Source organism: Paenibacillus albiflavus, from assembly GCF_004344915.1.
Classification (GTDB): domain Bacteria; phylum Bacillota; class Bacilli; order Paenibacillales; family NBRC-103111; genus Paenibacillus_AM; species Paenibacillus_AM albiflavus.
Map to the genome: position 1 here is coordinate 36,655 of NZ_SKFG01000014.1, position 21,487 is coordinate 58,141.

A 21,487-nucleotide genomic window follows, 5' to 3' on the forward strand; every position below is an offset into this window, starting at 1 on the left:
GGCGGATATCAGAAAACTACCCTATCGATCGAATGCGACTGACAGGGTAGTTTTTCATTTGTCTATTTATACCGAATGGCGAGAATGAATGAAATAAGGGATGCGAGGGATGCAATTGTTCGCACATGGTTCCAAACAACCCAACGATCCAAATAAAGGCTCCAAACATTAGAGCCTGCTTCTGCTGTAGGATCAACTGCGGCTAATGCGTCATTGAGTGGAACGTTGCATATAATCGTGACGAGAAATGAGCCAACCAAGTACAGCAAGCATCCCGCAAGCGTGAAGCTGGCGCTTGGTGCACTCAGTTTAAAGAAGGATACGATTGCAAGGACCACACATGCTATGGCGGTTCCACCAAACAAGAATCCGAATAGAGGATTCAGCACCGTAACATTGATTTGCTGCATGGCAGCAATGCCTTGAGCCTTCGGTAGTCGTTCTAAAGCAGTCATGACAAAGTTAGAGAAAGCAAAGAATATGCCTGCTATCAATCCTGCCCCTATCGCTGAGAAATAGGTGATTCCGAGCACCAATTTATCCATAGAAACCTCCCAATCATGATTTGCCTGTACAATAATAAGTTTAATACAAAATTACATTTTTTAACAACATCAAAGCCCTTAATTGTTAGGACATAACTCTTAACAATTAAAGGCTTTTTGAGGTTCATACTGATATTATGCAGATTTCCATCTGTAAAAACGTGAAGCGATAAAGAAAGTTACAATTGACCAAGCAGCCATAATACCAATGTTTAGCCAGAATGCACTATTCATGACACCAAATCCATATACCATACTGTCCCGTATTCCATTGGCGAAGTAAGTTAGTGGCAACACCTTGGCGATTGGCTGAATATAATCAGGCATTATGGATGTATCGAAGTAAATTCCACATAGGAACATCATGAGAAAGCTTGATAAATTCGCAATTCCCATATAGCTTTCTAGCGATTTGCTGAATGAAGCGATCATAAAACCAATGGCTGCGAATGTGATGGTACCGACAATAAAGATCGGGAGGAAGGCTAGAATATTGATATGGAAGTTAGCCTGATAGAAGACGATTCCGATCGTTGATAGCAAAATAATTTGTACGGCTGCAAGCACAAACTTCACCATGATTTCACTTATTCCGAATAGCTTAACATTAATAGGCGCCAGCATCAGTCGCTTCAGCAATCCGTTGCGACGAATCTCTACGAGTCCAACCATTCCGAACAAGCCTGCTTGTGAAATGGCCATAGCAATCATCCCGGTTAATAGGAAGTCCTTGTATTTAATGTCCTCATTGTTGGATGAGATGGAACGAAGTTCTACGCTATATTTTGGGGTAAGATGGGCTTCGCTATAGTTTATCGTTTCAAGGGATTTGTTCATAATACCTGCAATGACCTGCGTTGTCGTTGAGTTAACCTTTTCTGCATTGACGATAATTTCTACGGGCTTAGGCGATGCATTGCTTGGTAGAACAATGGCTGCATCAATTGCTTTGTCTTTAATCAACTGCTCGGCAGTTTCCAGGGATACCGGCTGATCTTCCTTCCACTTCAGCATAGGGATACTTTGTAAGCCTGTCAGTAATCCGCTCGCTGTTGCATCCTGCTGCTCAGCTACAGATACGACATTGATTTTTAATTCCTTGTCTGAAGTGCCGCCCATGATCGATAGAAAAATGACAAGCAGAAGGACAGGGAAGAAGATCGACCAGAACCATACCTGCTTTTCGCGAAAAGTAGTTTTTAAACTCGCTTTAAATAGTTTCATAAGCTGTTTCATTGATTAGTCCCTCCATTCCTTGCCTGTAAAGCTGATAAAGACATCTTCAAGACTCATATCTTTGATCGCAATCTGATCGACTTCATAGCCTCGTTTCGAAATAGCCTCCAACAAGTGATACAGTGTTTCCTCAGGCTTGGTTGACCATACCTTGAGATGAGCTCCCTCTACATTTACTCTATTTACAGCAGGTAACTGTTTGGAAGTTTCGATCATCGCAGATAGAGCAGATTCACCCTGTATAAAAGAAAGATTGATCTCGCGTTCCTTGGTTAGCTGTTGAATTAAATTCCTTGGCGTATCGTTAGCGATAACTTTACCTTGATCAATAATGCAGACGCGATCACTGAGAATATCTGCTTCTTCCATGTAATGGGTAGTAAGAATCGTTGTTTTGCCTAACTCCTTCAGTCTCAGCACAATATCCCAAATATTGCGACGCGCTTGAGGATCAAGCCCTGTCGTCGGTTCATCCAGGAATAGAATTTCTGGATCATTCACTAGCGCCAGACCGATTGCAAGCCGTTGCTTCTGACCTCCAGACAGATTCTTAACACGTTTATTTCGATGATCAGTCAAATTGATGAGTTCCATGATGCGCTCTGCAGATATGCTTTTGTGATAAAAGCTTGCAAATACATCCAGATTCTCATACACCGTCAGTAAATCATACATTGCGCTCGACTGTGGCTGTACCCCGATCAACTGCTTAATCGCGTCTCCATGTTGCTTCCAGCTCAGACCATTAATGGTCACCTCGCCTTGATCAGGTGTTTGGAGCCCTTCGATCATCTCAAGAGTCGTTGTTTTACCTGCACCGTTTGGACCAATGATCGTAAATACTTCTCCAGCTTCTATGCTAAAGCTTACATCACTAACAGCAGCAATAGAGCCGAATGATTTGTGCAAATGTCGCACATCTAATACCGTCATTCCTTACTCCCTCCTTATGTACATCTATACTTAATTATATGGAGATTTGGCTACATGACAGCAGACTCTGGAACGGATTCAACTCAGACTAGAGACTGAGGCCGAGCTAATCCAATGAACGGATCTGAATAAATAACTAGCCTTGTACCCAAAATTCCGATAATCTAAATGTATATTTTTACAACAATCAATTAATTCAAAAGGATGCGCTTTAGGTACTGCACAAAGAAAGGAAACGGGTTATGTCACAGCAAAGAATAGATGTAGAAGGTGTGCTGAGTACTCTTCGTGAGAAGGGGATAATAGAAGACAATGCCAAAGTTATGGGCACCATGAGTGGGACAACAGATGGTCTCGTATATACACTAGCTGTTCATGAAGAACCGAAGTACATTTTCAAAATAGATCATAAAGAAAGTATTAGAGTCGTCAGCAAGCTGCACCAGGCTTATATCAATAGCCCACTTCTGCCTAAGCTGATTTATAGAGACCCTGTACATGATTTTATCGTATATACCTATGTAGCAGGCACAACACATTACAATCGAGGTGCTAAGAAAGAGTGGTTATCTCGACTTGTTCAGGACCTTCTAAATCATTACTCAATCAGTCATGACACGGATAAATGGGGTAGATTAGAGAGACTTCGCGATTCGTGGCGAGAGTTTAATGAACGGAGTTTGGAAGGTGCAAGAATGAATCTAGGCGATCTCCTTCCAAATGAGGATTACGAAAGAGTTAAATCGCTTTTGGATAGCGTCTCGCAAGTAGATGGCAAATATTTATTGCATGGCGATACTGGTGTACATAATTTCGTCTATCGCGATAACGAGATAGTTGGGGTCATTGATCCGTCACCTATGGTTGGACCCGTGATATACGATTATACTTACGCGTATTGCTCATCACCAGATGACCTTGATTTGGAGACACTACTAACTACATATGATTTGCTAGATCATTCATCGATAGACAAGTCTAGATTGATCGATAATGTCATATTCCAGCTCTATTGCCGAATAGGAATCTGCGCAAAAGTTCATCCGCATGACTTGAGCGATTATTTACATGCGTGGGAGTATTGGAGAGGTTATCTTAATTAAAGTCTATATTGAATAAAGAAAGCTAAAGCCAGCCATCCCGCTTGTTGGCTATTACGATATTCCAATTCAGGATGAAATTGAACTTGAAAAACTCCTATGATTATCGGAGAGCAATAATGATAAATTGCCACCTTATCGAAAAGGTGGTTTTCTTTTGTCGATCTTATCTGAAAATTATTAATATTTTTTTGCTTTACCGCTTTACATTGTCATAATTCCTCTTATAATAAACTATAAAACTGAAAAAGGAGTTGTAGACATGTATAAACAAGAGTTTAATCGCGTTTTATCTTTAAAGCACTTACTAGTGTATGGTCTCGTATTAATGTCACCATTAGCTCCTTTTCAGGTGTACGGGATGGTTGCTAAAGAAAGCTTCGGCATGGTTCCGCTCGTCTATGTCATTGGAACCCTTGTAATGCTGTTCACGGCTATGAGCTATAGTAGGATGAGCAATGTATTCCCTTATGCAGGTTCAGTGTATTCCTACGTCCAGAGAGGTCTTAATTCACATGTTGGATTCATTGCAGGTTGGAATATCCTATCGGACTACATATTAGCGCCAGCACTCATTTACATGTTTGCGGGACTATGGATGACAGGCATCTTCCCTGATATTCCACCATACCTCTGGTCATTATTATTTATTGTCATCACTTCTGTTGTGAATGCGTTAGGCATCTCACTTAGTGCACGAGTCAACATGGGCATGTTCTGGTTGCAAATAGCTGCGCTTATCGTATTTTTAACGCTATCGATTAAATATGTATTTGTTGATGGGAATGGTACTGGAGGCTTCTCAGTAACTTCTTTATTCCAGGGAGATGTATTCAACTTTAATTTTATTGCAACTTCCATCTCAATTGCCGTACTTGGATTCATAGGGTTTGATGGTATCAGTACTTTATCCGAGGAAGCCAAAAACCCACAAAAGGATATTGGACGAGCAACTGTATTATCGGTTGTTATGGTAGGTATACTCTTCTTCGTTCAGAGCTACATGGCAACATTAGTTTATCCAAACTTTGAAAATTTAGACAGTGACATGGCTTTATTCGATATCAGCAAAGAAATCGGTGGTCAATGGTTCTATGTGGCTATGATTATTGTAAATGTTCTTTCCGTTGGGATCGCCGTTACCCTTAATCTTCAGACTGCAGTAGCACGTATCCTCTATTCAATCAGTCGGGATGGATTGCTCCCTGGAAGCAAGTTCTTGAGTAAGGTTCATTCCAAGTACAAAACACCTATTAATTCGATTCTTTTCTCTGGTGTTGTCTCACTTATCGTTCTTTTCACCCTTTCAATAGAAACGATTGTTAAGTTCGTAAACTTTGGTGCAGTTACATCGTTTATGTTTCTAAACATTACAGTTATCTACTATTTTATTTTCAAAAAGAAACAAAGAAGCTTAAAAGCACTGATCATCTATCTCTTATTCCCGCTAATTGGTTTTGCGACGACGCTATTTGTATGGACTGGCTTTGATAAAATAACTTATATGTATGGATTCGGATGGTTATTGGCCGGACTCATTATTGGTGCCGTTCAATCCAAGGGATTCAAGAAAGAAATTACATTTAAAGATATGTAGAACAACTGCGAATAAATCAACGATATAAGAAAAGATAAAGGAGTGGTCGTAGCATGAGATTACAGGATAAAGTAGCAATCGTTACAGGTGGCGCAAGAGGAATTGGTGAGGCAATTGTAAGACGGTTCGTGCTAGAAGGGGCTAAAGTAACCATTGCAGATGTACTAGGTGATGGATCCAAACTGGCAAGTGAATTACAGGAGGCAGGATACCCGGTAATCTATGTCCATACGGATGTGTCTCAAGCAGCACCAATTCAAAATATGGTGAGTGAAACGATTAAAGCTTTTGGCAAACTCGATATTGTCGTGAATAATGCAGCAATTAATGTACCTGGAAATGTGGAAGAATTGGATGAAGACGTGTGGGATAAAACGATGCAAGTTAATGTGAAGTCTATGTTCTTAATGGGAAAATATACAATTCCTGAATTAAGAAAAAATGGTGGCGGTTCTATTATTAATATGGCTTCAGCTAATAGCTATATTGCAGAGCCGAGACTATCCGCTTATGTAACTTCCAAGGGTGCGATTCTCATGTTAACCAAACAAATGGCACTAGACTATGCTTCTGAAAATATCCGTGTGAACGCGATCTGTCCAGGTTGGGTGGATACGACCTTTAATGATGCTCACGCTGATTTATACGGTGGCCGGGATAAAGTACTTGAAGATTTATCTTCCTTACAAGTGCTTGGAAGAGCGATTAAGCCATCCGAAATTGCTAATCTTGCTTTATTCCTCGCATCTGATGAATCTTCTGCAATGATTGGAACGCCTGTCTTAATGGATGGCGGAATTTGTATTCATTAAGAATAGATACAATAAGTGGCGGTCGTTTATATAGACAGCACAAAGAGCCTTCTCAAGTGAGTTGGCTCTTTTAACTTTCGCGGGGCCCTTCGGTAGTCAAGAGGTGTATACAAAAGTAAAGACTAGTATATGGAATGAAGGCGCCTTCATTTCTATACTAAGATTATGAAAGAAAGCAGCAACGTCTGCAACCTATTTTGTGAAATGATGGAGGGGTACTATGAAAAGAACAAGGAAAAGTCTTATTATCTTTGCCTTAACCCTCAGCTTAGTGATAACTGCATGCAGCAATACAACGAAAGAGGCAGAGAAAAAGCCGGCCGATGCGACACCGGCACCGACAACAACAACGACAGCGACACCGACTCCGGCAAGTGAAAAGATTGAAGTTGTTGAGGTTTCAACTGTTTCGCCCAATGATCAGTATCTTAAATTTGATGCAGGAGAGAGTTTTGAAAAGAACGCGGTTTATGATGCGTATGAGAAAGACGTCGGCGTGAAGATTACGAATAAATGGATAGCCCCCGATGACGTTCAATTCAAGGAAAAATTGAAGATGTCCATCGCCTCCAATGAGATTCCAGACTTCATGCGGGTCAATGCTACACAGCTGAAAGAGTTGACCGAAGCAGATATGATTATGGATATCACGAGTGTATATGACAAGTATGCAACGGATGAGACGAAGAAATTCTTGACGATGGATGGCGGTATGCAGATGAAGACGGCCACGTTCGACAATAAGTTAATGGGGATTCCGAGTTCGTATAACCCGTACCAATACCAGTTTATCTTTATTCGTACGGACTGGTTGAAGAAATTGAACCTGTCGGAACCGAAGACGATGGCAGACCTATTGACGATCGCCGAGGCGTTCAAAACGAAAGACCCAGGCGGCACTGGGAAACCGTATGGAATTGCAGTAAGCAAAGATCCATTTAATAAGGACACAGGTGTCACAGGATTAAGAGCATTCCTAAATAGTTTCCATGCATATGAGAATATTTGGATGGAAGACGGAAAGGGCGGTTTGGTCAATAGTGACATCCAGCCTCAAGTGAAGGAAGCACTTAAGGCACTACAGGATATGTTCAAGAAAGGATTAATTGATCCTGAATTCGCTGTTAAAGACACGGAGAAAGAAGCAGAGCTCCTCTACAATAACAACATCGGTATTGTATACGGTGCGTCTTGGGTACCAGCTCAGCTCGTTAAAGGCGCTTTGAAGGACGGTAAAGAAGTACAAGAGTGGGGCGTATTCCCGATTCCATCAGTGGATAGCAATCCTGCACTATCGCAAATCGGAATCGGTGTTGACGAATATTATGTCATCTCCAAGCAAGCAAAGCATCCGGAAGGCGTTATTAAGCTATTAAATCAATATATCGTTACTCAACAACATCCAACAGAAGAGCAAAAAGTATATGAATACGGTAAAGATATGAAGGAAAAAGGCGCAAACTATTGGTTGCTCAACCCACTTCGCGTTAGTAGACAATTGGACAATAACGGCGACATTCTACCAAAAGCCATTGAAAATAAAAACACAAGCATTTTAGAAACAAAGGACCAAAAAACACGGTATGAGCGCGCTATGAAATACGTTGACGGCAGTGATAAAAACATGTGGTGGGAATACCTGATTTCAGGACCGAAAGGCGCATATTCTCTTATTCCGGCAATTCAGCAAAATAAACAGTACCTACAAAATAAATTTTACGGTGCACCTACAGCAACGATGGCGGAAAGACAAGAAATTCTTATCAAAAAGCGGGATGAAGTATACTTCAAAATTATCATGAATCAAGTATCCGTAGATGAATTCGACAAATTCGTAGAAGAATGGAAGAAGCTTGGCGGCGACGTAATGACCAAAGAAGTCAACGAATGGTACGCCACTCACAAATAATCGCAAAGTGGATGGCTTGAGGGATTGGACCAAAACAATCCCTCTTTTCTTTAACCTAGTTCATAATTATTAGTCCTACAGCGAGGTGAATAGCATGAATGGATTAACACGCATGTGGAAGAGGGAGTGGCCGCTTCACTTGATGCTGCTGCCAGGGTTGGCCTTAGTCATCATTTTCAGCTATATCCCGATGGCCGGCATTATGATGGCCTTTCAGAAATATGTTCCGAATAAAGGTTTGTTTGGTTCACCCTTTATTGGTCTTAAGAACTTTCGGTTATTGATCGATTATCCTGATATTGGCCGCATTTTCTTCAATACGGTATACATTGCTATGATGAAAATTTTAGCAGGTCTGATCGTTCCGATCACGATTGCAATACTGCTGAATGAGCTGCGGAAAGAATGGGTCAAGCGGACCTTCCAGACGCTCGTTTACTTGCCTCACTTTCTCTCATGGGTATTGCTAGGTGGAATTTTAGTCGATGTATTATCTCCATCCTCCGGTGTGGTCAATCAAGTGCTGAGCTTGTTCGGCATCAAACCTATTTTTTTTCTGGGTGACAATGCCTGGTTCCCTTATGTCATGGTTACTTCGGATGTATGGAAGGAATTCGGCTTCGGTACCATTGTCTATCTGGCTGCGCTCACCAGCATTAATCCGTCACTTTACGAAGCAGCGGAAATCGACGGTGCAGGACGCTTCAAGCAGACGTTACATGTGACGCTGCCTGGGATGCTTCCAATCATTATTCTCATGTTTACGCTCAATATCGGAAATGTACTCAATGCCGGTTTTGAGCAAATCTTCAACCTTTACAGTCCTCCGGTCTATGAAAGCGCGGATATTATCGACACCTTCGTATACCGCATGGGGATTCAGCAAGCACAGTTCGGTTTCGCTACGGCCGTAGGGCTGCTGAAGTCCATCGTATCTTTTATATTCATAACGATTTCCTATTTCTTAGCCTATCGTTTAGCGAATTACCGTATTTTCTAATGTGATAGGCCGTAATTCAGAAGGGAGACAAATCGTGCGTACTAACAGATCATTCTCTAGAAGATTGTTTTTGATATGCAACTTCATCTTTCTAGCGTCCATATCCTTGCTGTGCCTAATGCCTATTATTCATATTTTGGCGATCTCGTTCAGCTCCGGGTCAGCAGCTGCTGCCGGCAAAGTCGCTCTATGGCCTGTTGAATTCACAACGGCTGCATATGAGAACGTATTTGGAAAACCGGAGTATTTACGGGCATTCTGGGTATCTATTCAGCGGGTTATTCTGGGAACAATCATCAGTATGTTGCTGACGGTTATTACCGCATATCCATTATCCAAAGATTCTCAGCAATTTCGGCTGCGGACTTTCTATGCATGGGTATTCGTATTTACGATTTTATTCAGTGGAGGGCTTATTCCCACGTATTTAACCGTGAAGACGCTTGGGATGATTGATACCATCTGGGCTCTGGTGCTACCGGGAGCCGTTGCGGTGTTCAACGTTATTCTATTGCTGAATTTCTATCGCAATCTGCCGAAGGAACTCGAGGAATCTTCGCGCATCGACGGGGCTGGCCATTTTACGACCTTATGGAAGATCTACGTACCATTGTCTTTGCCTGCACTTGCGACGACAGCTCTTTTTACCATGGTGGGACATTGGAACAGTTGGTTTGACGGCATGATTTACATGAATCATCCTGAAAATTACCCGCTGCAAACCTTCTTGCAGACGATTATTATTAAACTGGATTTTCGCTTCATTAAAGCAGAGAATGTTGAGCTGATGATTAAGTTGTCCGATCGTACGAGCAAAGCAGCGCAGATTTTCGTGGCTGCATTCCCGATCCTCATCGTCTATCCGTTCATGCAGCGGTTTTTCATTAAAGGAATTGTGATGGGAAGTGTCAAAGAATAATATCGTAGTGCTCTATTAAATGATTCCAGGAGAACAAACGATGAAAAGACTATTCTTTTTGCATGACTCTTCCATTTTTAAGAAAATTATGGTTGCATTTCTGGCGGCCTTATTGCCGCTGATGGCAATTACCTGGATGATTAATGAGAAGGGCGCGGAGAAAATTCGCAGTGAGATATCGGAGTCAGTTCTGAATACGACACGGTTCTATCTGGATTCGCTGGATAAGGAAGGGGATCGGATTAGCCGTTATTTGCCGAACTATGTGATGGACAAAGATTTGATGGAAATTGCCACAACGGGTACAGCTATGAGCTATTACGATCGTTCACGTAAAATATTGGACATCCAGAAGCGACTTGATCTGATGAAAAATTCAAGTCCATTCATTCAAGAAGCGAAGGCATACGTGCCCTTAATTGAACGCACGATTCTTAGTTCTAAATATGAAACCTCGATTGACCAGGAAGAATACGAAGCAATGCAACAAAGCGCAAAGCATTTCGAGCAACCATTCGTTTATTGGAATGATCGCTTATTTATTACCATGCAGTATCCTACCAGTACAGTTAAGAATCCGATCTACGTCGTTGGGGTCGAGCTATCTAAGAGTAAGATCAAGGAGACCTTGATGCAAATTAGCAATGCGCGGGGCGGACACAGCCTATTGTTTAACTTGGACCGAGGGTGGAAGGTCGAGAGCGGTGTGGACTCGGAACTGTTAGAGCGCATGAAATCTTTTGCTTTGGAGAAGAAGAATGCTGCGTCCGAAGAAGGGTACGAAACACTGAATTATGGGGGAGAACGCTATCTCACGGTTTATAAATATTCTAGCCTCTGGAATTCCTATTCCATTACTTGCATTCCGGAGGCAAAGATCCTAGGCCCGCTGCAGATGTATCGAATGTGGTTTTGGGCGGCATGCGCTCTCGGCGTATGTATTTTATTTTTCTTTTCCTATTTTCTATTGCGATTCATCTACCGACCCCTTATGAAGTTGGTACATTCATTTCGACGTGTTCAACAGAACTGGCTGGAGCCGATCGTGATCGACCGCGGATCAGATGAATTCGGGTATCTGTACCAAGCTTTTAACGATACTGTGCGATCTTTGAAAACATTAATCGAGGAAAATTACGAGCAGCAAATTCGGAATCAACGTTCTGAGCTGAAACGATTGCAATCGCAAATCAATCCTCATTTTTTATATAATTGTTTTTTTGTGTTATGTCGATTAATCAAATCCGAGAATCAGAAGGAAAAAGCCTATCAATTTTGCTTACATATTGGTCAATATTTTCAATTCATAACACGTAATGATGAGGATGAGATACCTCTGGAGCTTGAGGTAAAGCATTCTCGTACGTATGTAGATATGCAATCCATTTGCTATGGAGACCGCATTCAAATCAAATTTGAAGGACACGTTCCAGATATATTCGTTCCAAGGCTGATCCTGCAGCCGATAATTGAGAATGCTTATAAGCATGCCTTAGGCAATATGATTGAACAAGGCGAGCTTTGGGTCCACAGCGAACTTAAAGGAGACGTGTTCTCGCTGTACGTCGAAGACAATGGAAGAAGCATCAGCGATGAGGATATCGAACGCCTTCAAAAGCGACTGCGCTTGGCTTCCAATCGATTGGAGGAAACAACAGGAATCATAAATGTACATCGGAGAATACAACTTCGTTACGGAGAGGAATATGGTATTGCGATGTCACGTTCTGATCTGGGCGGACTGCGGGTAAGAATCAATCTGAGCATGTGCTAGAGGAGGAACCAGCATGTATAGACTGCTTATCGTGGATGATCTTCCCATAATCGTCGATGGTCTTCTTGAGCTATTCGAGCAGACCGTTCATTTGCCGCTTGAAGTGATGAAAGCCTATTCAGGTGAAGAGGCTTTGGAGGTTCTGTCCTATCATCACATAGATATCGTAATTTCCGATATTAAAATGCCTGGACTAGGAGGTATAGAGCTACTTCAAGAGATTAATTCCCATTATCATTCCAAAGTTATTTTTCTAACAGGATATAACGATTTTCATTACGCAAGGAACGCGATTACCCATGGAGGTTTCGATTATATTCTGAAGGTCGAAAGTGATGAGAAAATAATTCAGTCGGTGGAACGAGCCATCGAGAAAATTGAAGAAGAACATAATCAGGAGCAGATGATTGCAAGAGCACAATCCACAATGAGATTGGCAATGCCTTCGCTCCAAAAAGAGTATATGTGGGGACTCTTTCAAGGCAAACAGGTAACAGAGGCTCAGTTAGGGCAGGCTTTCAGAGAAATCGATATTCCGCTCGACGCGACATTGCCGGTTTATCTGCTCATTGGAAGGGTTGACGCCTGGAAAGAGATGTTCAAGACGTCGGATAAAGTACTGCTTTCCTATGCGCTCCAGAACATCTGTAACGAGTATTTGTCGACGCATGTAAGAAGCTATTCCATTGTATACGAGATATCGAAAATCGTTTGGATGATTCAACCGAAAGTGTCGGATTCATCGTTTAGTGACTCCGATTGGATTAGAACCCACCGTTATATGAGCGGCATACTAGAGACCGTACAAGCAACCTGCAAGAGATTGCTGGGGCTATCGGTTTCTTTCCTTCTGGGAAGCGAAGTGACCACATGGAATAACGTCTCAGACCGGTTCCATTCAATAAAATACGGTTTGGTGCAAGGTCATGGAATGTTTAGTGAGGTCATTATGATCGATAAAGACATCCAGAAACAAGATAACGATAAAATTAGCAGCTATCACGATAGTTTCTATCATGCTCGAGTTCAATTACTCATGTCATGTCTCGAGAACAATCATCGAGAACAGTTCAACAAGCTGTATGTCGAGCTGACAGCAATATGGAGCGATCAGAGAACTCCTTATGAGCGGAAGACCGAATTGTACCATTCCCTTTCAGCTGTATTTCTGTTTTATATCCATAAAAATCGAGAAATTCGTGATTTCATGAATACCCTTCTGGATTTGGATAATCTCTATCGTCATAGCGACTCGACTTCATGGCCGGAATTGATCCAATACTTTTGGCAAATAGCGGATTGCTTTTTCGAATGGAATGCGCTGCAAGGCACCCAATTGCCAAGGGAGGTCGTGAATAAGGTGCATCGATATATTGAGGAACATATATCTACCGATATTTCCTTAAATGCACTGGCGGATTACGTAGATTTAAATCCTTCTTATTTATCTAGACTTTACAAGCAAATCACGGGGATCGGGTTGTCGCAATACGTAAATGACTATCGGAATTTGATCGCCAAAGACATGCTGCTTAATACTACGATGAAAGTAAATGAAATTGCTATCGCACTTGGATACAACTCGGCACTTGCGTTTATACGCTTTTTCAAAAAGAAGAACGAAACGACGCCACAAGAATTCCGAATGGCTCGATCATATAGGCAGAATCAAGGTCAATAAATGTATATGAAATGTCAGTAACGATCTCTTTTGCCTCTCAATCTATCCCCTTACAATGGAAGTACAATCGTACACAAGAGGAGGAGAGTACTTGAGAACTTTAACAGCTGTACTACTAGGCGCTGGCAGTAGAGGAAGATATATTTATGGTCCCTATGCAGAGAAGTTTCCGAATGAATTAAAGATTATTGCGGTAGCTGAGCCAGACGATGAACGTAGAAATCGATTTGCAGAGATTCATCAGATCGCCCCGGAACATGTCTACGATACTTGGGAGAAAGTATTTGATCAAGGACGATTTGCCGATGTAATGATTATCTGTACACTTGATCGGATGCATTATATACCGGCGATGAAAGCGATGGAACTAGGCTATCATGTCCTGTTAGAGAAGCCGATGTCTCCTTCGATGGAGGAGTGTATCGAACTAGAGCAAGCTTCGCTTAGACATAGGCGTCTGCTCGTTGTAACCCATGTCCTTCGGTATTCCCCTTTCTGGTCGGGGATCAATAAATGCATCGAAGACGGCGAACTCGGAACGGTGGGTACGATTCAGTTAACCGAAAACGTCGGTTATCATCATATGACGCACAGTTTCGTACGAGGGAATTGGCGCAATTCAGAGGAGACGAGTCCGATGATTCTCGCTAAGTCGTGCCATGATCTGGATATCATCTCCTGGCTTATGAAGCAGCCGTGTACAAGCGTGAGCTCGTACGGTTCTCTACTTCATTTTAGACTAGAGAATGCCCCGGAAGGCTCTACCGAACGCTGCATCGATGGCTGCGAGATTGAGAAGGAATGCCCCTTCTCCGCAATGAAAATGTATATGCAGCCACCGCATCACCCTTGGGCACGTTATATGACGAATGATTTGTCGCAAGAGGGCATCTTAAAAGCGCTAAAAGAAGGACCGTTTGGCCGGTGTGTGTATCGGTGCGACAACAATGTTGTCGACCATCAGGTCGTCAACATGGAGTTCGCGAATGGAGCGAACGCGTCGTTCATCATGTCAGGGTTGACACAAAGCGGTACGCGCAGGGTGCAAATCATGGGAACGCAAGGCGAAATCATAGGAGATATGGACAAAGGAGCCTTTACATTATACCGATATGCTTCAGGGGAAAAGATTGAGATTAGCTGCAATGTGGAAGGCGATGGACATGGAGGCGGTGATGAACGTATGGTAAGCTCTTTCCTAGGGGATGTTCGTCAATTCGATAGCAATCCATCACAAGGCTTAACTTCTGCAACGGCTTCCTTGCAAAGCCACCTTATGGCATTTGCGGCAGAACATTCGAGACTGCACGAAGGCCTAGCTATCAAAATCAGTAGTTTCACTCCTTAACATTTAGACAACACAAAGAGCCAACTCACTCGAGTAGGCTCTTTTATCTTTCGCTAGATTTATTTTATGAAAAGAACGTCTTCAATGCCTTATAGACTTCGCCTTTTTCCCTAATGATGTAATGCAGGAACTTGGAATTGTTTATGTTGCGATAGGCTGTCATTAAAGTTGAGGAGCGATTATACTGATTGACTTCCCCGTAGCCGAACATGTTGCTTCGTTCCATGAGCTGTTCGATCAGCTTCACACAGCGCTCGTTATCTGAAGTCAAATTATCCCCATCAGAAAAATGAAACGGATAAATGTTATAGTGCGTCGGCGAATAATGTTTATCAATCAATTCGATTGCCGTTTGATAAGCGGATGAGCAGATCGTGCCGCCGCTTTCCCCTTTGGTAAAAAATTCATGTTCGGTCACGACCTTCGCCTCGGTGTGATGGGCAATGAATACAATTTCGACATGCTCATATTTGGTCCGAAGAAACCGCGTCATCCAGAAGAAGAAGCTTCTGGCTACATATTTCTCAAAAGTGCCCATCGAACCCGATGTGTCCATCATGGCAATAATGAGTGCATTTGAATGGGGCAATTCGATTTCATCCCAAGTTTTATAGCGAAGATCCTCTGGCGATATATGATGGATTCCAGGTTGACCTGTGCTTGCATTGCGCTTTAGATTCTCAAGAATGGTGCGCTTCTTATCGATATTGGACATAATGCCCTTTTTGCGGATATCGGTAAAGGTGACGTCTTGCTGAGATAGATTATGCTTCTCTTTGTTTTGCAAATTCGGCAGTTCAAGCTCTTCGAATAGCATGGTTTCCAGCTCGGCTAAATTAACCTCAACCTCGTAATAATCTTCGCCAGCTTGATCGCCAGCACCTTCGCCCTTACCTTTGCCTTGCCCTTTGGCAGGAGTTGGATCAACGCCTATGACATCACCGACTTCTGTGTCGCCATCACCCTGCCCTACATGCTTGCTTTTGTTAAAATTATATCTTAATCGATATTCATCTAAAGAACGAATCGGCACTTTAATAATTTGTTTTCCATCTGACAAAATGATGCTTTCTTCTGTTACAAGATCAGGCATGTTCTGCTTGATGGCTTCTTTCACTTTTTGCTGATGGCGCGATTGATCTTGATATCCCTTGCGATGCAGCGACCAGTCTTCTTTTGATACGATGAATGTGGATTTATCCATAAAAGAATCCCCCCCGAATGCCTATATCGCGTAAGTTTGTTGTTACTCAATATATTCAGACGAGGGGGAGATATGTGATTGTATTACTCTTTTATTGTAACGGTAACAGGGGAATATTCTGCGATTACCGTTTGTCCATGAACGGATACGCTGCCTGCTGGCGTTAAATCTTTCTCTGTCATAATGCCGAGTGCAATCGTAAATTTGTTGAACTTTATCGGCACATTGCGCTCTCTACGTACTTCTTCTCCATTTAAGTAGAACACAACTTCATCATTTGCACGGTTATACGTTATTTTGTACGTATTGAACTCGCCTTTGTTGAAATTCGTATCCTCTTTAAAAATACAGAAGAATCTTGTCTTGTCCGTCTCTGGAACGGTTACGCCCGGGAATGGAAGAACAGCGTAGACGCTAGCGTATTTATCATTGCCTGCGAAGAAATCGAGTGCGCCGCCTGTCGAGAAATCAAGTAGGTTCAGGGATACGTAACCATCATACAGATCGTTTGGTACGGTATTCTGCGTTCTAGCGCGGATATCGAGCTCGAAGCTGATTTCGCCTTCCTCTGGCACAACAACCTCCTCAACGGAGTAGTACATATGCTTGGCATTGTCCAGTATTTGAATTTGATTGTTTTGGCGGCTAAGTGGTGCGCGAACATACAGGATACCATTGCGTACGATGACCGTAGCATTTGGCTCGCGATATTCCCAGAAGGAGCCATCAGCAAGTTTGAATCCGCCGATTTTCCAAATATGACCTTCGTTAAGAATCGTATCAAAATCTCCAAAAACGATCTGTTTCTCCATGATAAGTCTCCTTGTGTAAATAATTTAGGATTGCAGTAAGCCTTGGATAATGAGCGAGATCATCATAATCATGCCACAGTTGATTGTTGCTTTAAGGGATGCTTTCATTAACGGTAAAAATCCGAAAGCCCGATTAGCTCGGTTCAGTCGGCCGTAAGTCAAATAAAGCGGAATTGCCGTAAGTATGCCAATTAGGGCGTAGAAAGGCAATATCTCTAATATAATGCACAATAGTAGAGAAGCGTATGCTAGAAATAGCAGCAGCTTAGAGAATCCGAGTGCGCGATCCTCACCCCAAACAACAACCAGCGTTTTCTTGCCAGATTGTTTATCAGCCTGCCAATGCAGAAAGTGATGATTAAACAAGATCAGTGTTGTTAAGAGTCCAATTGGAAGTGACAATAGAATGGCACGGTAATCAAAGCTGCTCGTCTGCACATAATAAGAGCCTGCAATTGGCAATACACCGAAAGCTAGCAGAATCCCAATCTCACTGTAGCCTTTGCCTCGATAGCCAAATTTAAGAGGCGGAGCCACGTAGAAATAGGCGATAAATCCACCTAGTGCACCGAATACGATCACAGGCCAGCCGCTCATTATAGATAGTAGAATCGCAGCTAGTACAGCAATGCTAAAAATAATCCATGTGAATCGTGCGAATGTTTCTTCCTTCATCGTTCCGCTTGCCAGAAATCCTGAGTTTGTGGAAATCGTGCCATCCATTTCCTTCGCAGCGACATCCACCCCATTACGATAATCCCATAAATCATTGATCAGATTAGAAAATAAATGCGCTGCACCGGAACCTATTAATGTGATGATCAAAAGCAGCGCATGGAATTTGCCTGCCCAAACATAAGCGGCTAAAGCGCCGAGGATAACGGGAATGAGCATGATCGGTAGAACTTGAATACGTGATGCTTTCATATAAAGCTTAACTTGGCTCATGCTGATTTTTACCTCCATTGTAGCGATAAGTACAAATAAGAATAGTATAAATCATTTAGAGCTAAAGAATCTAGAGATGCTTTTTGGTGACTTGTTCGACTTTGGATAAATGTTGCAGCATGGTATTACTAGCTAGCACGGAATTTTTGGTTTTGATGGCTTCGTAAATCGATAAATGCTCTGCTAGCAACCGTTCAGCAGTCGCGCGTTCACTATAGAACCATAGTTTGCGAGATTCTCCAATACTCTCTCCGATACGCTGATTGAGGGATTCCATTAATTGGATCATTAGTCGGTTATGGCTTGCTTGTGCAATCTGCAAATGAAAGGCTGCATCCGCTACTTCACTTTGCGTCTCATCGTCAACAGAATTAATCATAAGCTGGATAATTTGCTCTAAAGCTTCAAGATCCTCCTCTGTGCGTCGCTCAGCCGCAAGCGCTGAACAGCCTGATTCGATATATTTCCGCGCTTCAATAACTTCCCTGAGTGAATCCATTGATGGAGATAATACGTTCTTATTCGGGTCGTTTTCGATTGGCAATTGTTTGCTGACGAAGGTGCCGCCACCATGCTTGATATCAATATATCCCATCGCTTTGAGCGCACTTAGTGCTTCTCTTATCGTGGAACGACCGACATCATAGCCATTAGCCAGATCAGCTACTGTAGGCAGTCGGCTGCCAGGTGAGTATTCCCCTGATACAATTCGATTTAATAAGTGTTGCTGTACTATTTCAGAGCCTTTGGGGGGCCTCACCATATTGAACGACATAAGAACCTCCATAAAATTAATCTAAAATGAATATACATCTATTTTAGTATAAGTTATAATGTATCAAAAGTCATCTGATCACCTGATCAATTATAAACTATTGGAGGTATACCCCATGATCGACTCTTTAATAAGTCAGAAGCTTCGCAATATTGTTGGTGAAGCTAATTTCAAGGAGGATAAAGAGGCTCTTGTCGCTTATTCCTATGACGCAACTCCTATGTACCAACAACTCCCAGACGGTGTCATTTTCCCTAGCTCAACACAGCAGGTTTCCGAAATTCTTAAAGTACTTAATGAGCATCGTATACCTGTAGTTGGTAGAGGAGCGGGCAGCAACTTGTCTGCTGGGACGATCCCAGTCGAAGGCGGCGTTGTTATGGTCATGAACAAGATGAACAAGCTTATTGAGATTGATACCGACAATTTGACCGCAACGGTTCAGCCTGGCCTGAATACGAAAGAATTTCATATGGCCGTAGAGAAACACGGACTCTTCTATCCGCCAGATCCGAGCAGTATGGTTATTTCTACGCTTGGCGGCAACATCATGGAATGTGCTGGTGGATTAAGAGGTTTAAAATATGGTACGACCAAAGACTATGTAATTGGGCTTGAAGCTGTTCTGCCATCCGGTGAGATTATTCGAACTGGCGGCAAGTTATATAAGGATGTAGCAGGCTATGACTTAACGAAGCTGTTAGTAGGTTCAGAAGGTACGCTTGCGATTATTACAGAAGCGATTGTGAAGCTGCTTCCTGCGCCGAAGTATAAGAAAACGATGCTTGCGATGTATAAGAATATTCATGATGCAGCAACCAGTGTGAGCAAAATCATCGGCAACCGCATCATCCCTGCTACGCTAGAATTTATCGATAATCCTACCCTTCGAGTTGTTGAAGAATTCAACAAAATCGGACTTCCTACGGATATGGAAGCGGTTCTATTAATTGAACAAGATGGCTTGGACGAGAACGTCGTGAATCAAGATATCGATGCGATGATTCGTATTTGTGAAGAACAGAATGCAGCCGAAGTAAAAGTAGCAAGCAATGCAGAGGAAGCGGGTAAGCTGATGATGGCTCGCCGCAGCGCATTGTCCACATTAGCTCGTATTAAGCCAACTACGATTCTGGAAGATGCCACTGTTCCTCGTTCCAAAATTGCCGATATGGTTCTAGAGATTAATCGAATCGCACAAAAATATAACGTGCCGATCTGTACCTTCGGTCATGCTGGTGACGGCAATCTGCACCCGACTTGTGCGACGGATGCTCGCGATCATGATGAAATTCATCGTGTGGAGCTTGCATTTGATGAAATATTTGAAGCAGCGATTCGACTTGGCGGGACAATTACAGGTGAGCATGGCGTTGGTATGGTGAAAGCGCCTTATCTAGAATGGAAAGTTGGACCTGCTGGAATTGAATTGATGAAAGGCATTAAACGTGCTTTTGATCCAAACAACATTATGAATCCGAACAAAATCTTTGCTAAAGAGTCACGCAAAAGGGTGGTGGTTCAACAATGAGCCAAACATCCATTAAACCGCTAGTTGCTACTGCTTCCAAAGATCCACTTGCCGAGCGGATGATGCTATCGCTCAGTTATGATGAATTAACGAATTGTATGCGTTGTGGCTTCTGCCAAGCTGCTTGTCCAACATTCAAGGAGACAGGCTATGAAGCAGCGTCCCCTCGCGGACGAATTGCTTTAATGAAGGCTGTTGTCGATGGCATTATGGAACCAGACGAGACGTTCCGCGCTCAGATGGACTTATGTATCGGCTGTCGTGCTTGTGAGCCTGTGTGTCCTGCCGATGTTAAATATGGGCATCTGATTGAAGGCACGAAAGCAGCGATGGAAGATAGCGCAAAGCATAGATGGTGGGTGAAATCCGCCCGCAATCTCGCCTTCAAGCATGTATTTCCTAATCACGGAAGAGTTCGAATCATGGGCTTCGGGATGAAAACTTATCAGCGTTATGGCTTGAGATGGTTAATCCGCAAGACTGGATTCATGAAGGTATTCCCGACACATATGAAGCAGATGGAAACGATATTGCCAGATGCTTCGTCTAAAGGTGTTGTTGAGCATTTAGGTACATATTACCCAGCTAAGGGCAAGCCGATTGCAACAGTCGGTATGTTCAGAGGCTGTATTATGGACGTATTGTTTACAGAGACGAATATAAACACGGTTAAGCTGTTGTCAGAAGCAGGATTTAATGTTGTTATTCCTGAAGCGCAAAGCTGCTGCGGAGCTCTCTATGCGCATAGTGGGGAGCTTGAACAGGCGAAGGAGCATGCGCGAAACAATATTAAAGTATTCCAAGAGGCTGACGTAGATTATATTATTTCGAACGCAGGAGGTTGTGGCGCACTTCTTGTCGAATATAGTCATCTATTGCATGATGATCCGAACTATGCGGAACAGGCGAAGCATTTTGCCGAAAGCGTCAGAGATGTAAGTCAAATCGTTCTTGAAAAAGGCAATATTCCTACTTTTCAAGATAATGCGGATGAACCGACGCCGATCACTTATCAGGATTCCTGTCATTTGCGCAATGTGATGAAATCAAGCAACGCACCACGGAATCTGATCGCTCGGGCAGCAAATGTGAAGTTTATCGAGCTGCAAGGCTCTGACACTTGCTGCGGCTCAGGAGGAATTTACAATCTGGTTCAACCGGAAATGTCGCTTCAGATCCTAGATCACAAAATGGAGCATGTTAAAGAAACGAAGGCGCATTATTTGCTAACGAGCAATCCGGGTTGTCTGCTTCAGATGAAGCTGGGCATTGAGCGCGAGAACATGTCTGATCAGATGAAGGCTGTGCATATCGTCGATTTCCTATATGAACGAATCCATGCAGTAGAGGAGAAATAGAAACT

At 42.7% G+C, this 21,487-nt stretch carries 18 protein-coding genes; 11 read left to right on the forward strand and 7 right to left on the reverse strand.

The features are described 5' to 3' along the window. Window positions 1-62: 62 nt before the first annotated feature. From E0485_RS14755 to E0485_RS14765, 3 genes are all read right to left on the reverse strand, one after another. Window positions 63-545: an anthrone oxygenase family protein gene (locus E0485_RS14755; protein WP_132418832.1), complete on the reverse strand. Its 483-nt coding sequence runs from the start codon at window positions 543-545 to the stop codon at window positions 63-65. 135 nt (window positions 546-680) lie between these two features. Then, a complete protein-coding gene (locus E0485_RS14760) occupies window positions 681-1,781 on the reverse strand; it encodes an ABC transporter permease (RefSeq protein WP_132418833.1) in 1,101 nt (366 codons plus the stop codon). Window positions 1,782-1,784: 3 nt separating this feature from the next. Further along, window positions 1,785-2,714: an ABC transporter ATP-binding protein gene (locus E0485_RS14765; protein WP_132418834.1), complete on the reverse strand. Its 930-nt coding sequence runs from the start codon at window positions 2,712-2,714 to the stop codon at window positions 1,785-1,787. A gap of 242 nt (window positions 2,715-2,956) precedes the next feature. On the opposite strand from E0485_RS14765, the gene E0485_RS14770 reads away from it, so the two are divergent. The 9 genes from E0485_RS14770 (at window position 2,957) to E0485_RS14810 (ending at window position 14,854) form a co-directional block, all read left to right on the forward strand. Beyond that, window positions 2,957-3,817: a phosphotransferase gene (locus E0485_RS14770; protein WP_132418835.1), complete on the forward strand. Its 861-nt coding sequence runs from the start codon at window positions 2,957-2,959 to the stop codon at window positions 3,815-3,817. A gap of 259 nt (window positions 3,818-4,076) precedes the next feature. Beyond that, window positions 4,077-5,411: an APC family permease gene (locus E0485_RS14775; RefSeq protein WP_132418836.1), complete on the forward strand. Its 1,335-nt coding sequence runs from the start codon at window positions 4,077-4,079 to the stop codon at window positions 5,409-5,411. A 53-nt stretch (window positions 5,412-5,464) separates the two neighbouring features. Next, entirely contained in the window at window positions 5,465-6,223 is a 759-nt protein-coding gene (locus tag E0485_RS14780) for an SDR family NAD(P)-dependent oxidoreductase (protein ID WP_132418837.1), read from the forward strand. Between the two features lie 220 nt (window positions 6,224-6,443). Next, window positions 6,444-8,132, forward strand: coding sequence for an extracellular solute-binding protein (locus E0485_RS14785; RefSeq protein WP_132418838.1), 1,689 nt, complete (start codon window positions 6,444-6,446; stop codon window positions 8,130-8,132). A gap of 94 nt (window positions 8,133-8,226) precedes the next feature. Then, window positions 8,227-9,132 carry an ABC transporter permease gene (locus E0485_RS14790; RefSeq protein WP_207910990.1) on the forward strand — a complete coding sequence of 302 codons (906 nt, stop codon included), beginning with the start codon at window positions 8,227-8,229 and terminating at the stop codon, window positions 9,130-9,132. A 34-nt stretch (window positions 9,133-9,166) separates the two neighbouring features. Continuing rightward, window positions 9,167-10,051 (forward strand): carbohydrate ABC transporter permease, encoded by an 885-nt coding sequence (locus E0485_RS14795; protein ID WP_132418839.1) that lies wholly within the window; start codon window positions 9,167-9,169, stop codon window positions 10,049-10,051. Between the two features lie 40 nt (window positions 10,052-10,091). After that, on the forward strand, window positions 10,092-11,825 hold the full coding sequence (locus E0485_RS14800; RefSeq protein WP_132418840.1) for a sensor histidine kinase: 1,734 nt from the start codon (window positions 10,092-10,094) through the stop codon (window positions 11,823-11,825). A 13-nt stretch (window positions 11,826-11,838) separates the two neighbouring features. After that, window positions 11,839-13,506, forward strand: a complete 1,668-nt coding sequence (locus E0485_RS14805) for a response regulator (protein ID WP_132418841.1) — start codon at window positions 11,839-11,841, stop codon at window positions 13,504-13,506. A gap of 91 nt (window positions 13,507-13,597) precedes the next feature. Further along, complete coding sequence (locus E0485_RS14810) at window positions 13,598-14,854, forward strand: Gfo/Idh/MocA family protein (RefSeq protein WP_132418842.1); 1,257 nt, start codon at window positions 13,598-13,600, stop codon at window positions 14,852-14,854. 64 nt (window positions 14,855-14,918) lie between these two features. On the opposite strand, the gene yhbH is transcribed toward E0485_RS14810, so the two are convergent. The 4 genes from yhbH to E0485_RS14830 all read right to left on the reverse strand — a co-directional run bounded on the left by yhbH (window position 14,919) and on the right by E0485_RS14830 (window position 18,593). Then, window positions 14,919-16,058, reverse strand: coding sequence for a sporulation protein YhbH (yhbH, locus tag E0485_RS14815; protein WP_132418843.1), 1,140 nt, complete (start codon window positions 16,056-16,058; stop codon window positions 14,919-14,921). A gap of 83 nt (window positions 16,059-16,141) precedes the next feature. Continuing rightward, a complete protein-coding gene (locus E0485_RS14820; protein ID WP_132418844.1) occupies window positions 16,142-16,870 on the reverse strand; it encodes a DUF6081 family protein in 729 nt (242 codons plus the stop codon). Window positions 16,871-16,894: 24 nt separating this feature from the next. Then, window positions 16,895-17,818 (reverse strand): prenyltransferase, encoded by a 924-nt coding sequence (locus E0485_RS14825; RefSeq protein ID WP_132418845.1) that lies wholly within the window; start codon window positions 17,816-17,818, stop codon window positions 16,895-16,897. A gap of 70 nt (window positions 17,819-17,888) precedes the next feature. Continuing rightward, window positions 17,889-18,593 (reverse strand): FadR/GntR family transcriptional regulator, encoded by a 705-nt coding sequence (locus E0485_RS14830; RefSeq protein ID WP_132418846.1) that lies wholly within the window; start codon window positions 18,591-18,593, stop codon window positions 17,889-17,891. Between the two features lie 115 nt (window positions 18,594-18,708). On the opposite strand from E0485_RS14830, the gene E0485_RS14835 reads away from it, so the two are divergent. Beyond that, window positions 18,709-20,124 carry an FAD-binding oxidoreductase gene (locus E0485_RS14835; protein ID WP_132418847.1) on the forward strand — a complete coding sequence of 472 codons (1,416 nt, stop codon included), beginning with the start codon at window positions 18,709-18,711 and terminating at the stop codon, window positions 20,122-20,124. Further along, window positions 20,121-21,482: a (Fe-S)-binding protein gene (locus E0485_RS14840; RefSeq protein ID WP_132418848.1), complete on the forward strand. Its 1,362-nt coding sequence runs from the start codon at window positions 20,121-20,123 to the stop codon at window positions 21,480-21,482. Before E0485_RS14835 ends, E0485_RS14840 begins: the two co-directional genes overlap by 4 nt. Window positions 21,483-21,487 lie beyond the last annotated feature (5 nt).

What these genes read in the sequence shown, in the direction of transcription:
- E0485_RS14755 (WP_132418832.1), bottom strand. Translation starts at nt 545, where the DNA reads ATGGATAAATTGGTGCTCGGAATCACCTATTTCTCAGCGATAGGGGCA.
- E0485_RS14760 (WP_132418833.1), bottom strand. Translation starts at nt 1,781, where the DNA reads ATGAAACAGCTTATGAAACTATTTAAAGCGAGTTTAAAAACTACTTTT.
- E0485_RS14765 (WP_132418834.1), bottom strand. Translation starts at nt 2,714, where the DNA reads ATGACGGTATTAGATGTGCGACATTTGCACAAATCATTCGGCTCTATT.
- E0485_RS14770 (WP_132418835.1), top strand. Translation starts at nt 2,957, where the DNA reads ATGTCACAGCAAAGAATAGATGTAGAAGGTGTGCTGAGTACTCTTCGT.
- E0485_RS14775 (WP_132418836.1), top strand. Translation starts at nt 4,077, where the DNA reads ATGTATAAACAAGAGTTTAATCGCGTTTTATCTTTAAAGCACTTACTA.
- E0485_RS14780 (WP_132418837.1), top strand. Translation starts at nt 5,465, where the DNA reads ATGAGATTACAGGATAAAGTAGCAATCGTTACAGGTGGCGCAAGAGGA.
- E0485_RS14785 (WP_132418838.1), top strand. Translation starts at nt 6,444, where the DNA reads ATGAAAAGAACAAGGAAAAGTCTTATTATCTTTGCCTTAACCCTCAGC.
- E0485_RS14790 (WP_207910990.1), top strand. Translation starts at nt 8,227, where the DNA reads ATGAATGGATTAACACGCATGTGGAAGAGGGAGTGGCCGCTTCACTTG.
- E0485_RS14800 (WP_132418840.1), top strand. Translation starts at nt 10,092, where the DNA reads ATGAAAAGACTATTCTTTTTGCATGACTCTTCCATTTTTAAGAAAATT.
- E0485_RS14805 (WP_132418841.1), top strand. Translation starts at nt 11,839, where the DNA reads ATGTATAGACTGCTTATCGTGGATGATCTTCCCATAATCGTCGATGGT.
- yhbH (WP_132418843.1), bottom strand. Translation starts at nt 16,058, where the DNA reads ATGGATAAATCCACATTCATCGTATCAAAAGAAGACTGGTCGCTGCAT.
- E0485_RS14820 (WP_132418844.1), bottom strand. Translation starts at nt 16,870, where the DNA reads ATGGAGAAACAGATCGTTTTTGGAGATTTTGATACGATTCTTAACGAA.
- E0485_RS14825 (WP_132418845.1), bottom strand. Translation starts at nt 17,818, where the DNA reads ATGAGCCAAGTTAAGCTTTATATGAAAGCATCACGTATTCAAGTTCTA.
- E0485_RS14830 (WP_132418846.1), bottom strand. Translation starts at nt 18,593, where the DNA reads ATGTCGTTCAATATGGTGAGGCCCCCCAAAGGCTCTGAAATAGTACAG.
- E0485_RS14835 (WP_132418847.1), top strand. Translation starts at nt 18,709, where the DNA reads ATGATCGACTCTTTAATAAGTCAGAAGCTTCGCAATATTGTTGGTGAA.
- E0485_RS14840 (WP_132418848.1), top strand. Translation starts at nt 20,121, where the DNA reads ATGAGCCAAACATCCATTAAACCGCTAGTTGCTACTGCTTCCAAAGAT.